The sequence below is a fragment of the Flavobacterium defluvii genome, from assembly GCF_900129555.1.
Taxonomy (GTDB): Bacteria; Bacteroidota; Bacteroidia; order Flavobacteriales; family Flavobacteriaceae; genus Flavobacterium; species Flavobacterium defluvii.
Genome location: NZ_FQWC01000004.1, coordinates 164824 through 178671, shown reverse-complemented (window position 1 = coordinate 178671; position 13848 = coordinate 164824). Strand labels below are relative to the sequence as shown.

The following is a 13848-nucleotide window of genomic DNA, read 5'->3' as shown; positions in this document are numbered from 1 at the left end:
TGATTCAAACGCACAAACCGAGAATGATAATCTCTATTCTAATTCAATGCAGTCAAAAATGCCATTGTTTTGAATTAAAGACGGAATATCAAGTTCGCTGTCGATTCTTAAAATATTATCACAGTCTTCGAGATCAAAATTCCATATCGTATTGGGAAGTAATGCGTTAAGCAGGGTAGAAGCCGACTCAAATTTTGACGGACTATCAACAGAAGTTTTAAATACATAAATCATAATTTGCATTTTTGAAGCCGCAAATTTCTGAAAAAAGACTAGCATTTTATTAGGATTCAATAATCAATACTTAGCATTTATCAATCATTTTTCTATATTGAATAGGACTAATTCCTTCATGCTTTTTAAAAAAACGACTAAAGTATGATTGGTCTTCATGCCCAACTTGTACGGCGATTTCGCTTACAGAAAGAGTTGTTTGAAAAAGTAAATATTTGGCTTCAAGCAGTATGGTCTCGTCAATCCATTTTGCTGCTGACTTTCCAGTAACGGTTCGAACCGATTTATTCAAATGATTGGGTGTAACATTCAGCAGCGAAGCATAATAATGAACCAAATGATGGGTTTTAATATTCTGATGAATCAATTCTTTGAATTTATTTGTAATAACCTCAGCCGCCGAAATGCTTTTAGAATTCGTAGCCGAATTTTTATTCATTTCATAAAACAACGTAATCAGATATGATTGTACGATGTTTAAGTTTGCTGTTGTTGTTTCAGAATATTCTTTTTGAAGCCGGCTCAGGATAGCCGTAATATTAGGAACGTCGTTGTGAGCTAAAGTAATTTTTGGATTTCCTGAAATTTTCATGAAATCAAATTCATTAATCATTTCACGGCTTCCGTATTTCCCAATTAAAATATCGGGATGAAACTGGCAGATATAACCTTTGTGTATATTGTTGACATTTTCAAGAGAGAAAATCTGACCCGCCGGAATCACAATTATTTCATTATCTGTCGTAATGTATTCCTGATACCCCAGCTTCATAACATGCTGGCCGGAGGAAATAAAAATCAAAGTATGGCAAGAATGTTTGCAAGGCGGTACCGGATGCTGCATCTGCATGATTTCCTCAATTTCCAAACAAAAAAAATGATCCGAATTTGACTTGAAAAGCAAATGAATCGGATTGTCTTCTCCCAAAAACTTTTCTCTAAATCCTGATGGGTTATAAGTTTTTATTTTTTCGATTGTCTTTGCGCCCATACTTAATAATACAATCTAAAATCAAGTAATTTGCAAAGCGCATAATGTTTTTGAAACAAATCTTCTACCACTTCCGTAAGATCATCGTTTTCCTGATACAAACTAAAAAAAGCTTTGTCGATCGTACTGCAGCTGGCAATTTTATTATAAGTTGATCCGTAACCAGATATGGCACGAGCACCCGTAATATCAAGAAAATATTGAGCTTCTTCTTCGTTGAGGTCGAGTCTTTTTTTATTGGCAAAATGAATAATTTTTCCTTTCATCTTTCCTTCAAAAAGCTCGGCTATTTCTTCAAGACTGTAATAATAATCATGAAGGCAGATATTATTTTCCTGCCCCGGCATTACAAGATAAATGATCTCATAATCTTTAAAATTATGATCATCGTAAAGTAAAGTGTTTAAACTTTCTTCTAAACCTTCAATAGTATCACAGGTTTTATAAATACTTGCAATACCCTGATCAAAAGCAATTTCTTCCAGATTTTTAACCACATCAGTAGTCGTAACGGTATCTACGTCCTGAACGCCTTCAAGGCAGAAAATAAATTTTTCATTATCCATACAAATGTCATTTCGGTTTTTGGAAAAACTGCTTTTGACAAATATATTTTTTTATATGGAAAAACCGTTATGAGATTGGGATTTTAACGTGGTTTTTAGAATTAGAAGAAATACTTTAAAGGAAAAAACTTTTTTAAGCGTATTTTTGCAGACTGAAAAATCAAAATTACCAATGATACAAATTAACGCAGAACAGTCTTTTGCTATTGAAGATATCTTATTCACTTTTGCACTCGAATCTGAAGCTGCTAAAGTTTTTAAAAACTGCCAGACATTAATCACAGGAATTGGAAAGGTGAATGCTGCTTATGAATTGTCAAAAGCAATACAAAAGAAAAAGCCTTCCATAATTATAAATCTCGGATCGGCGGGAAGCAGCTGCTATCAAAAAGGAGATGTTATCTGCTGTACCAAATTTGTACAGAGAGATATGGATGTTCGTGGTTTAGGTTTTGCACAATATGAAACACCATTGTCCGGACTTCCGCCGATTTTGGAATACGGTTTAACGATGGATGGTCTGCAGGAAGGTATCTGCGGAACCGGCGACAATTTTGAAATGGGGCATTGCTCAGATGCTTATAATGTTGTCGACATGGAAGCCTATGCTTTGGCCATGATCGCAATGAAAGAGAATATCCCGTTTTTATGTCTCAAATACGTTTCTGATGGCGCAGACGATAACGCAGCCGAAGACTGGACAGTTCAGGTACATAAAGCGGCAGTTGCCTATGGTAAAATTTTGGGTTTGAGTAAAGATGTTTTGATTTAGTTTAATAAAAACTAAGCCGCTTTCTGCGCGCACTCCTTTTTCTCTAAAACCGTAATTTGATTTTCTGTGCAAAGAATTCTTTGCGTAAAGTTATTTTTTTGAATTTCAATCAAATAATGATATGTCATTTCTTTGATTGCAGATTTCTTTATAAGTCCTTTTTTGAAATCTATTTTTCTCTCTATTACTGTCGCCCTATAAGATCTCCCACTTAAAGTTGTGTAGGATACATCTTGTCCATTTAAAAAGTTCATTTTTGCAGCTTTTTCTAATTATAAATTCGCTAATGAGTATACTCAAGTCATCAAATAAAGTTGAAAAATAATTACAGGGGGACTAATAATTTTTTCTCTTTAAAAAATGGTCATTCAATGTATAAAGAATCAAAAAATCTACACCACGTATTTATACCTGTTTTTGAGTTTTAATGCATTTATTTTTCAGATGTTTATTTATTAAGAAAAGCTTTGTTATTACTGGGTTTGAGTCTAAAAATTTGATACAATTTAGAACAGTGATTTCGAATATTTCTCAATGCCAAATCCCTAATTTTGAAGTAATAAAATTTCATTTGAAAACAAATAAAACTCAAAATGGTACACGAAAGAGTAATGGAGAAACTGGCAATTTTGGCCGATGCGGCAAAATATGATGTTTCGTGTTCATCAAGTAACAGCACACGGAAAAATAAAGACAAAGGCTTGGGCGATGCATCCGGAAACGGAATTTGTCATGCGTATACCGAAGACGGGCGCTGTGTTTCTTTGCTTAAAATTTTACTTACCAATCACTGCATTTTCGATTGTGCGTATTGCGTAAGCAGAAAAAGCAACGACATAAAACGTGCCGCTTTTACGGTTCAGGAAGTGGTAGATTTAACGATTGGTTTTTACCGAAGAAATTATATTGAAGGCTTGTTTTTGAGTTCGGGTATTTTTGACAATCCCGATTATACAATGGAACGTTTGGTGAGAATCGTAAAAAAACTTCGGCTGGAAGAAAATTTCAACGGATACATTCATCTCAAAGCAATTCCGGGCGCGAGTGCAGAACTTCTCAAAGAAGCCGGTCTTTACGCCGATCGTTTAAGTGTAAATGTCGAAATGCCAACAGAACAAAGCCTTAAATTATTAGCTCCGGATAAAAATCATATTGATGTGATTAAACCAATGGAATATTTAAAAAATGAAATCGTTGGTTATAAAGAAGAAAAAAAGCTAAACTACAAAGCCCCGCTTTTTGTTCCAGCAGGACAAAGTACACAAATGGTAATTGGCGCAACTAAAGAAAATGATCTGGAAATTCTCGGAATGGCCAATTATTTCTACGAAAAGATGAATATGCGCCGGGTTTATTATTCGGGATATGTACCCATAAGTTACGACAATCGGCTTCCGGCAATTGGAACGCCCGTGCCTGTGATTCGTGAAAACCGTTTGTATCAGGCCGATTGGTTAATTCGTTTTTACGGATTTAACGTTAATGAAATTGTAGGCTTTGATCAGCCAAACCTTGATTTGGATATTGATCCAAAGCTAGGCTGGGCTTTGCGAAATCTGGAAAAATTTCCTGTTGATATCAATACCGCCGATTTAGAGTTAATTCTGCGAATTCCCGGAATTGGTGTTTCGGGTGCCAAAAAAATTGTCGCGGCCCGAAAATTTAAACGTCTTCAGCCAGAAGATTTACAAAAATTAGGAATCGCTTACAGTCGTTCAAAATACTTTTTGGCTTTTGCATCGCCTTTTCAATTACAGCGGGATTTAACTTCGATTCAAATAAAAGATCATATTTTGAATACGCAGAATAGCAAATACAAAAATGATTTTTCGAATCAGCTTTCTTTATTTTAAACCAAATGACACAAGTAATTTACGATAGTACTTTTGAAGGCTGGCTGACGGCTGTATTTGAAATTTACGAACTGAAATTCGAAGATGTTGTTTTTGCTAAAAGCGAAGTTTCTAATACATTACTTTTTTCTGAAAGATATTTTGTAACAACCGATTTTCAAAAAGCAAAACGTGTTTTAAAAGGATTAAAAGAAAAGCTTTCATCACAAGGTTTTGCGAATATTTATAAAGCATTTTTATCAGACATTGATAAAATAGACGAAACCCTGTTTCAATATGTAAAGTATATTTTTTCAAGTACTGTAAATATAGAAGATGATTTGTCTAATGCTGCAGTTTTGGCAATTAGCAAAGCGGCATATTTAACCGGAAAAGAAAGCCACAGAATGAAAGCTTTTGTGCGGTTTAAATTAACAAAAGATAATTTGTATTATGCCATGGTAGAGCCCGACTGTGATGTACTTCCTCTAATTGAAAAGCATTTTAAACATCGTTATGCAGACCAACGCTGGTTAATTTATGATACTAAACGCAAATACGGAATTTATTATGATCTTGAAAATACTACCTCTGTACAATTGGAATTTAATGCCAATTCTACTTCATCTAAATTTTTAGCCGAGATAAGTGATGACAATGAAGAATTTTTCCAGAATCTTTGGCGACAGTTTTTTAAAAGTGTTAATATCGAATCGAGAAAAAATACAAAACTGCACTTACAGCACATGCCAAAACGTTACTGGAAAAATTTGACAGAGAAAATTCCGGATTTAAACAGATAAGTTTTATTCCGTAAAAATGCACAAAGACTTTAAATTTACTATTTACTTTTCTTCAGTGCATCCAGTAATTCAACCAAATCTACAACACCATAAGTAGACGAATAGTCAGAAACGGCATACGGCAATATTAAGCTGTTATTGTGAATAATAGCTCCGCATGAATACACCACATTTGGTACGTAACCTTCACGTTCGTCTTCAAGAGGTGAAAGCAAAGGTTCGCTGAGTCTTCCAATTTCTTTTGAAGGATCATTAAGATCAAAAAGCGATGCACCAATGCAGTAACGACGCATTGTGCCCACACCGTGCGTAATAACCAGCCAGCCTTCTTCGGTCCATAGCGGTGATCCGCAGTTTCCTATTTGAGTAAGTTCCCAGGTATAACGTGGCTGTTGCAATAAAACAGGATTATTCCATTGCGTAACGCGATTTGAATACATGATGTAATTGTTTACTCCATCGATACGGGCAAGCATGGCATATTTTCCTTTTATTTTTCTTGGAAACAAAGCAAGGTTTTTATTTTGAGCGCCTTCACCATGCAGAGGCATTACTCTGAAAGAATAGAAATCTTCTGTAGAAATGAGTTTTGGTAAAATAGCATGACCGTTATAAGCCGTATATGTTGCCATAACGCGAACAGAATTATCATCATCGGTAAAACGAACAAAACGTGCGTCTTCGATTCCGCGGCTTTCAGAATCAGATATTGGGAAAATTACACGTTCTGTAATATCAGAATCGTGTTTAAATTGTAAATCATAAAAAGAATTAGCGAGCCAGAGTATTTCTTCTAATGCAACTCTTCTTTCCTGACGAATCAAAGGATCGCTTAATGCCGTTTTTAGAGTGTTTTTTAAAACGGCAAATTCAAATTCATCAGGAAGATCCTGCATGATTTGATCAATATATTTGTCCTGCGTATGCATTTCGAGCAGTTTAGTTAAAAATCGCTCTTTATTGAATAAGGTTTTGTGTTCGATTTCGGCCTTATCGATATGATGACCAATTTTCATGATCTGCAGGTTGTTGTCACGGTCAAGAATTCCTCTTCTAAAAACAATCGAAGAAATGTGGCCTTCACCCGTTGCACGAAAAGAAATAATAACGCGTTTTTCTCCCATTTCTAAACCCGACTGATCAAAATCTTCTACAATTGACGGATTAAAAATGGCGGCAGATTCTATTGCATATTCCATTGTACAATAAGAACCTATAAGCATTTTTCGATTGAGAGACATAGCCTCGTAATCAATCTGCATTGCTTCAATTATTGGTTTTATTTTTTCGCAGTGCCTAAAAAATACAGCCGAAATATTTCTATGGCGTCTGGCAAATTCACGAAGTGTCTGCTCTAAGGTTTCTAAAACTTGTTTTTCATCTAAGGTCATTATGCGAAGCACCATTTGCTGGGTTCGTTCATAACCATTCATAAAATATCGGGCAACAACTCTTCTTGAATCCGGGGTAAATTTTATACTTTTTCGAACAACGGGTACACGCATAGTTTTGGTTTTTTAATTGCAATAAAACGGGCTATTTTACAGGTTGCAAACTTTAATTTGCTGAGAAAAAAATAGAAACATGCCTTTTAAAATTAAGACCGATATCAGCGTATCGTTTCTATTTCTATAACAAGTTAATAATTTTGTTAAAGAAAAAAACTTAATTTTTTATTAAAATTCTTTGCAGACAGCTGTTTTGCTCGCTTTTTAGAAACTAAAAAATCTTAAAGATATCTCAGTTTTTCTTCTTCAATATCAAGATAATACATTTGTCTGCGTATTATGGCTTCGTCTAAAGTTTTATCTTCCTTGTTTCTATTTATAAGCCATTTTCTTTGCTGGTCTAATAAATCACGATAAATATGTTTTAGTTCCTGGCTTATTGATTCATCATCGATTCCTTTAATATGCTGTTCCCATTTTTGAATAAGATGCTGTAATGAACTATTATTTTCTGCATGATCTTGATAGTTGGTTCTTAGGTAATTCAACGCAAATTCAGCCAGTTCTTGTTTTATTTGATGATATGCTTCATCATGAGGAACGGGATCATAGATGTTTGGTAATTTAATTTTTCTGATAAAATAAGGAAGCGTTAATCCCTGGATTAATAAAGTTAGCAGAATAACAATAAAAGTGATAAATAAAATGAGGTTTCGCTGTGGAAATCCGTTGCCGTTATTCAAATAAACGGGAATGGATAATGCTGCCGCTAATGAAACAACACCGCGCATTCCGGTCCATCCTAAAATAAATGGAGTTTTGTAACCGGGATGTCTATTGTCTGCAACTGTAATAAAATTTCGGGCAATAAGTGTGACAATTACGGCGCCATAAGAAGATATCATTCGGCTTACAATTAAAACAGCCGTAATTAATACACCGTAACCAATTGCGCTTAAAAGAGTTGTTTCTTCAAGTCCCTTTGTAATTTGAGGTAAGTCTAACCCGATCAGCATAAAAACCAACCCATTTAAAATAAAACATAAACTTTCCCAAACGTTTATCCCTTGTATACGAGATTTACTGTTGAGAAAACGATGTCTGTTATTAGATAAAAGCAATCCACAGCTTACAACAGCCAAAACTCCGGAACTGTGAGCTTCTTCGGCAGCGAGATAAATGATGTATGGAGTTAATAATGACAAAACAATATCAGCATTTGCATCGGTTGGCAGATATTTGTGCGCTTTCATAAAAAGCCAGCCAATTAATAAGCCTATTGCAACACCTCCAAAAACCATCCAGCTGAAACTTATTGCTGCTTTATAAAATATAAATTGTTCTGTGGCAACGGCAATCATCGCAAATCTGAAAATAATCAGGGAAGATGCATCATTCAATAAACTTTCCCCTTCTAATATTGAAGACATTGTTTTGGGAACTTTTACAAATTTCAAAATCGCACCCGCACTTACAGCATCTGGAGGAGATACAATACCGCCCAAAACAAAACCTAAGGCTAATGAAAACCCCGGAATAAAATAATTAGCAACCAGTGCAACCGAAAGTGCCGAAACAAAAACTACAATAAACGCAAAACTGGTAATAATGCGTCGCCAGCGCCACAATTCTTTCCATGAAATTGTCCATGCCGCTTCGTATAATAACGGAGGAAGGAAAATAAAAAAGATGAGTTCCGGCTCAATGTTGATTGCAGGAACACCCGGAATAAAACTAATTAGCAATCCTGCGAGCACGAGAAGCACAGGATATGCAACTTTAATTTTATTGGCGACCATAATCAGCAATAAAATGATAATTAACAGACCAAGATAAAAAGGGAAATTGTCAAGCATTCTTTTAGTTTAGGTTTCTATATTCAATTGGCGTGAAGCCGGTATTCTTTTTAAACATTCGATTAAAGTGCTGCGGATATTTAAATCCTAATTCAAAAGCGATCTGGCTTACCGATTTTTCTGTATCAAAAATTCGTTCTTTGGCCAGATTTATCAGTTTAAGCTGAATATGTTCCTGAGCCGACCTTCCGGTTTCTTTTTTAATTAAATCTCCAAAATAATTAGGCGAAAGGTGTACAAGATCTGCAAAATATCCAACAGAAGGCAAACCTGTATTTTGTGCTTTTTCTGATTCGAAATAATCATTTAACCAATTTTCAAATTTTGATAAAATATCAGAATTGATATTTTCGCGCGTTATAAATTGTCGGTCGTAAAAACGCACGCAGTGATTTAAAAGCAATTCGATCGTATTACTTATAATGTTTTTACTGTGTTTGTCAATTGACTGGCTTAATTCATAATCCAGCTTACTAAATAAGTCTTTTATGATTTCCTGCTCTTTTAAAGACAAATGAAGTGCCTCGTGCGAATCATAAGAAAAGAAAGAATATTGGTTTATGTTTTTGGCCAGCGCGGTTCCTTTTATAAAATCAGGATGAAAAAGTAAGGTCAAACCTGTAGATTTATAATTATCTGTATTGCTCACTTCCAGTATTTGTCCGGGTGCAACAAAAACCATTGTGCCGTCATCATAATCATAATTATTGCGTCCGTATTTTAATTCACCGCAATGGCCGGCCTTTAAAAATATGGCATAAAAATTAAAATGTAATCGGGTATTATTGGGCAATGCTTTACTATTTGTATTATCAAAAACGCTTATTAAAGGGTGCTGTGTTTCTACACCTTTTAACTGATTATACTGCGTAACTTTTTCGAGTTTAATACTATGTTCCATAATTTGTTTATAAAATTAGCCAAACAAATATACTATTCAGATTATTAATAACTTAGTGTGATTATCTTAATCAGTAAAAATGGTTATAATAGCAGTAATCTGTATAATATTCAGCTGGTTTTATTAAAGGAAATTTGTACTGTTAAAAATAACAATAAACTTTTATATAAATAAAATTATGGAAAAGAGAAAATTAGGAACGCAAGGATTAGAGGTTTCTGCATTAGGACTTGGCTGTATGGGATTAAGTTTTGCTTACGGTACAGCGGTAGATAAACAACACGGGATAAAAATAATCAGAGAAGCATACGAACAGGGAATTAACTTTTTTGATACTGCAGAAGCTTATGGTATTGAAAATGAAGAATTGGTAGGAGAGGCTTCGGCTCCTTTTAGAAAAGAGGTAGTAATTGCCACTAAATTTGGTTTTAAAGACGGGCGTGCATTTAACGGACAAGACAGCCGACCGGAAAATATCAGAGCAGTTGCCGAAGAATCTTTACGACGTTTAAAAACAGATGTTATTGATTTATTTTACCAGCACAGAGTTGATCAAAATGTACCGATTGAAGATGTTGCCGGAACGGTTAAAGATCTTATACAAGAAGGAAAGGTAAAATATTTTGGACTTTCTGAAGCAGGTGCTGCAACAATCAGAAAAGCAAATGCCGTTTTGCCTGTTTCAGCCTTGCAAAGCGAATATTCTATTTGGTGGAGAGAACCAGAATTAGAAGTTTTGCCGGTATTAGAAGAATTAGGAATTGGTTTTGTCCCGTTTAGTCCACTAGGAAGAGGATTTTTAACAGGAGCAATTACAGAAAGTACCAGTTTTGAAGCAACAGATTTTAGAAATAATCTGCCTCGATTTAGTGAAGAAAACCGAAAAGCAAATCAAAAATTAGTTGATTTATTGTCTGCTATTGCTTCTCAAAAACAAGCAACTCCTGCACAGATCGCATTAGGCTGGCTTTTGGCACAAAAACCCTGGATCGCTCCAATTCCGGGAACTACAAAATCTAACCGATTAACCGAAAATATTGGCGGCGCTTCTATTAATCTATCTGCAGAAGATGTTAAAAAAATTGATGATGCTTTTGCGCAGACTGCCATTCAGGGAGATCGTTATCCGTCTCATATTCAACAGACAACAGGTAAGTAATCCTAAAAATATAAAAGTGCTAAATTGAAAAATTTAGCACTTTTAAAGTAACTAACCATGAACTAAAAATTTACATTTTTGTAAGCGGAAGATTGAAACTTACTTTTACTTTATCAGCTACTTTTTTGCTGACCAGTTTTGGGATTTCAATATTAAAATCTTCTGCTTTTACCTCAAAATTTCCGATTACTGTAATCTTGTCATCTGCATTTGAAATTTTAGCATTTACAGTAACTTTCTTTATTCTTCCGTGTAAGGTCAGATCTCCGGAAATTTTAACGGTTTTAGCTGCCGTTGAAAGTTTGGAAACATCAAAATCTTCAATTTTTCCTTTAAAAGAAGCTTTTGGAAATTTATCTGATTCTACATAATTTTCGTTAAAATGCTCTTCCATCAAAGTTACCTTAAAACGAAATCCTTTCATTAATGTCAAGACAGCAATATCTCCCGTTCCCGAATCTAAAATGGCAGAGGTGTTTTTGTTTTCTGCAGCAACTTCTTCAAAAGATTCAACCGAAGCTTCAAATTTTAAATTCCCTGTTTTTGTTGCATATTTTTGTGCCGAAACATGAAATATTCCAATAAACAAAAACAGCAGTACAATTCGTTTTTTCATTTTCTATCGATTTAATTTTCTAACAATCCGTCTGTACTCCATTGCAGAATTGTATTGATTTTATCCTGAGACATTCTTCCTGCTTTTGGCATTTGTCCCGGTGTACCATTTTGGCGCTGAATTCTGTCTAATAAATTTGTGTTTAAAACGGCGCTCTTAACCTGAGCATACGTTTCGAGCGGTATGATTTCGGCTTCAGAATTATGACAGGCTGCACAATTGGCATCAATAATCGATTTTACGTTTGCGGTGTAGGTAACCGGTCCTGTTATAACCTCTGGTTCTTCCAGACTTTCGTAAGTATTAGACTCACAGCTATATAAAGACAAAATAAGACCTGATAAAAGAATATATTTTTTCATATTGTATATTTTAAAAAACTCTATATAAATTAAATCCAAAGAAAAAATCGCCTTTTCCCCAATCTCCCGTAGCATTGGTTAAATAACCACTTTCTGTCATAGATTGCGAATTGGTAAAAATTAACTGAAAAATATGACCGCCAGTTTCAATGTCTAATCCTACAGAAAGAGGATTATTGTAAAAATCAGGTTTGTTGAAATTTTCACCGTATTCAAGATTTAGAGAAAGTCTTTTGGTTAATTTTAATCTTCCGCCGGCACTCAATGTAAATTGATTATCGTTTTCATTATCCGGATTGTATAAGTTTTTATGAATGTATGACGGGGCTAATTCCAACGATAATTTATCAGAGAATTTTCTCGAAATCAAAAGCTGGTTTACGTATGTCAATCGGTCCGAAAATTCAATTTTAGGATAATCATCTTTTTTTAATCCGCTGTTAATATCAATAGTGTTATAACCTACAATGTCAAACGGAAATTGATCGTTTTGCCTGGCCAGTCTATATTTAACCGAAGTTTCATAAATTTTTAAAAGGGTATGACGAGATGCGCTTACAGAAAGCCAATCGGTTACACCATAAATTCCGCCAATTTTCGTGGTTGCATCATCAAAACCAAAAAACTCAGAAATTCCGCCTTTTACAGAACCAAATCGATGCGATATAACAATATATAGCTCTTTTTTGGCAGCTAGTTTTGTCGATTGCAATGTTATAATCTGCAGACCTTTAAAAGTTGCCGTAGCATTTTTATCTACAACTTGTGTTGAATCCAGACTCGAAAGTAAATCATCTTGTGCATTTGCATACAAGCAGATTAAAAAGCTGGCTATTAAGAATATTTTTTTCATATTTAGTGTTGTTGTATACTGCATTGATCCAATTTTACGATTTCGAACAAGTCATCAAACCCAATACATCTTCCTTTTATATTGATGGGCTTATCCGTAAAATTCTTTTTTACTGTTTGATTCATTTTACAAAATACTTTCCCGTCAATTACCATTGAAGAGTCAGTAACTTCTGTAACTATTCCTTCAATCTCAATTGTTTTATTTAAGTATTTTGAGTCTGCCTGCGAAGAATTTTGTGCATATTGATTTTCTAAATTATGGGCAGAAATGGTAAGTATTGATTTTTCATTATTGATGTCTCTGGCATCTTTATAAATAATATTTTGGTAGATATAATACGGTCCAAAACTTACCAAAAGCAATACTGCCAAAATTGTGATTTTTCGTTTACTCATGTCAATTTTCTAATTTAAATTTTACGGCAGTGTACCAGAATTATGTTTTATATTATTTCAAATTAGTCCAATAGAAACTGAACTAATTTGAAATAGATTACGTTTTGATTTTTTAGATCGCAAGCGGAATATCTTTTACAGGAACCGGCCAAATGCCTGGACTTGGGAAACTAATTCCTTTGTTTGCACCCATTACTCCGGCATCTTGTCCAAAATAATATAATGGCCAGCCGTTATAAACCAATTGAGATTTACCAAAAACAGTAATTACTGAGAATTTAGATTTATCAAGAATAGAAGGCACTACAATCTTTGTTGTTTCATATATTGGCCATACTGCATTGTTTGAAAAATCTTCTTTTGTAAAATTGTTTTTCTTGAAATTATCATTTACATAAGTATACAATGTGATACCGTCACCATCTGTGAAGTAAGTTGTCAAACCATCACCAACTGTATAATCTGATTTGTAGTTTTTACCATCATGTCCTTTTAGCTGGCTTCTCACAATCATGATCGAATAATCAGGTTTTGCGATAAACCAAACACCGCCAACTCCATCTCCGGTTGTTTTTCCTGGTTCTTCCAGTTTGTTGGTTGCGTTACCATAGCCATCATCTGAACTTGGAGCATAGTAATATAAAGGCCATCCTTTATAAGTTAATTGTTTTTTAGAAGATGGAGTGGTTACAGTTCCAAAATCAGATAAAGTTAATCCTGTACCTAATTTTTCGGCAGTTAAATTATCTACATAAAATGCAGGCCAAACTTTTTCACATCCGCCAGTACAAGATACTTGTCCGTTTGCATCAGTTGAGAAAAAGTATAAAGATCTTCCGTCTTTATCAACCAGATAAGAACCTAGTGTGGCGCTTGTTGCAAGGGTAACTTCTTTTTTAACTTCAGAAGTTGGAGGAGGATTATTGTTTCCATTATCTCCATTGTCTCCATTGTCACTACTACAGCTTACAAAAAATGTTGTGATTATAAGAGCTGCAGCGAATTTAAGTTGTTTTAATTTCATCGTGTTTTAATTTAAGTTAATTCAAAGGGGTAA

General features: G+C 34.4%; 16 protein-coding genes. 4 read left to right on the top strand and 12 right to left on the bottom strand.

From position 1 onward, the window contains the following. Nucleotides 1-33 precede the first annotated feature (33 nt). From BUC29_RS11225 to BUC29_RS11215, 3 genes are all read right to left on the bottom strand, one after another. Nucleotides 34-234 (bottom strand): hypothetical protein, encoded by a 201-nt coding sequence (locus BUC29_RS11225; protein WP_073416270.1) that lies wholly within the window; start codon nt 232-234, stop codon nt 34-36. 70 nt (nt 235-304) lie between these two features. Next, the gene (locus tag BUC29_RS11220; protein ID WP_073416269.1) at nt 305-1225 is read right to left on the bottom strand and encodes an AraC family transcriptional regulator; all 921 of its coding nucleotides are present in this window, start codon (nt 1223-1225) and stop codon (nt 305-307) included. A 2-nt stretch (nt 1226-1227) separates the two neighbouring features. Further along, nucleotides 1228-1791: a DUF6642 family protein gene (locus BUC29_RS11215; protein ID WP_073416268.1), complete on the bottom strand. Its 564-nt coding sequence runs from the start codon at nt 1789-1791 to the stop codon at nt 1228-1230. Between the two features lie 172 nt (nt 1792-1963). Here BUC29_RS11215 and BUC29_RS11210 point away from each other — a divergent pair, with 172 nt between their 5' ends. Further along, nucleotides 1964-2563, top strand: coding sequence for a 5'-methylthioadenosine/S-adenosylhomocysteine nucleosidase family protein (locus BUC29_RS11210; protein ID WP_073416434.1), 600 nt, complete (start codon nt 1964-1966; stop codon nt 2561-2563). An 11-nt stretch (nt 2564-2574) separates the two neighbouring features. Here BUC29_RS11210 and BUC29_RS11205 read toward each other — a convergent pair whose 3' ends face one another. Then, on the bottom strand, nt 2575-2817 hold the full coding sequence (locus BUC29_RS11205) for a hypothetical protein (protein WP_073416267.1): 243 nt from the start codon (nt 2815-2817) through the stop codon (nt 2575-2577). 339 nt (nt 2818-3156) lie between these two features. Between BUC29_RS11205 and BUC29_RS11200 the strand changes: the two genes are divergently transcribed. Continuing rightward, nucleotides 3157-4416 carry a putative DNA modification/repair radical SAM protein gene (locus tag BUC29_RS11200; RefSeq protein ID WP_073416266.1) on the top strand — a complete coding sequence of 420 codons (1260 nt, stop codon included), beginning with the start codon at nt 3157-3159 and terminating at the stop codon, nt 4414-4416. Nucleotides 4417-4421: 5 nt separating this feature from the next. Continuing rightward, nucleotides 4422-5198, top strand: a complete 777-nt coding sequence (locus BUC29_RS11195) for a TIGR03915 family putative DNA repair protein (protein ID WP_073416265.1) — start codon at nt 4422-4424, stop codon at nt 5196-5198. Between the two features lie 38 nt (nt 5199-5236). On the opposite strand, the gene BUC29_RS11190 is transcribed toward BUC29_RS11195, so the two are convergent. The 3 genes from BUC29_RS11190 to BUC29_RS11180 form a co-directional block, all read right to left on the bottom strand. Next, the gene (locus BUC29_RS11190; RefSeq protein WP_073416264.1) at nt 5237-6703 is read right to left on the bottom strand and encodes a glycoside hydrolase family 130 protein; all 1467 of its coding nucleotides are present in this window, start codon (nt 6701-6703) and stop codon (nt 5237-5239) included. Between the two features lie 224 nt (nt 6704-6927). Then, entirely contained in the window at nt 6928-8502 is a 1575-nt protein-coding gene (locus BUC29_RS11185) for a Na+/H+ antiporter (RefSeq protein WP_073416263.1), read from the bottom strand. A gap of 4 nt (nt 8503-8506) precedes the next feature. Then, the gene (locus BUC29_RS11180) at nt 8507-9403 is read right to left on the bottom strand and encodes a helix-turn-helix domain-containing protein (RefSeq protein ID WP_073416262.1); all 897 of its coding nucleotides are present in this window, start codon (nt 9401-9403) and stop codon (nt 8507-8509) included. Nucleotides 9404-9581: 178 nt separating this feature from the next. Here BUC29_RS11180 and BUC29_RS11175 point away from each other — a divergent pair, with 178 nt between their 5' ends. Then, entirely contained in the window at nt 9582-10562 is a 981-nt protein-coding gene (locus tag BUC29_RS11175) for an aldo/keto reductase (RefSeq protein ID WP_073416261.1), read from the top strand. 70 nt (nt 10563-10632) lie between these two features. On the opposite strand, the gene BUC29_RS11170 is transcribed toward BUC29_RS11175, so the two are convergent. From BUC29_RS11170 to BUC29_RS11150, 5 genes are all read right to left on the bottom strand, one after another. Further along, the gene (locus BUC29_RS11170) at nt 10633-11178 is read right to left on the bottom strand and encodes a YceI family protein (protein WP_073416260.1); all 546 of its coding nucleotides are present in this window, start codon (nt 11176-11178) and stop codon (nt 10633-10635) included. A gap of 11 nt (nt 11179-11189) precedes the next feature. Continuing rightward, the gene (locus BUC29_RS11165) at nt 11190-11540 is read right to left on the bottom strand and encodes a hypothetical protein (protein WP_073416259.1); all 351 of its coding nucleotides are present in this window, start codon (nt 11538-11540) and stop codon (nt 11190-11192) included. 10 nt (nt 11541-11550) lie between these two features. Next, a complete protein-coding gene (locus BUC29_RS11160; protein ID WP_073416433.1) occupies nt 11551-12393 on the bottom strand; it encodes a DUF5777 family beta-barrel protein in 843 nt (280 codons plus the stop codon). 2 nt (nt 12394-12395) lie between these two features. Then, nucleotides 12396-12791, bottom strand: coding sequence for an OB-fold protein (locus BUC29_RS11155; RefSeq protein ID WP_073416258.1), 396 nt, complete (start codon nt 12789-12791; stop codon nt 12396-12398). A gap of 112 nt (nt 12792-12903) precedes the next feature. Continuing rightward, entirely contained in the window at nt 12904-13815 is a 912-nt protein-coding gene (locus BUC29_RS11150; protein ID WP_073416257.1) for a COG4315 family predicted lipoprotein, read from the bottom strand. Between the last annotated feature and the right edge of the window lie 33 nt (nt 13816-13848).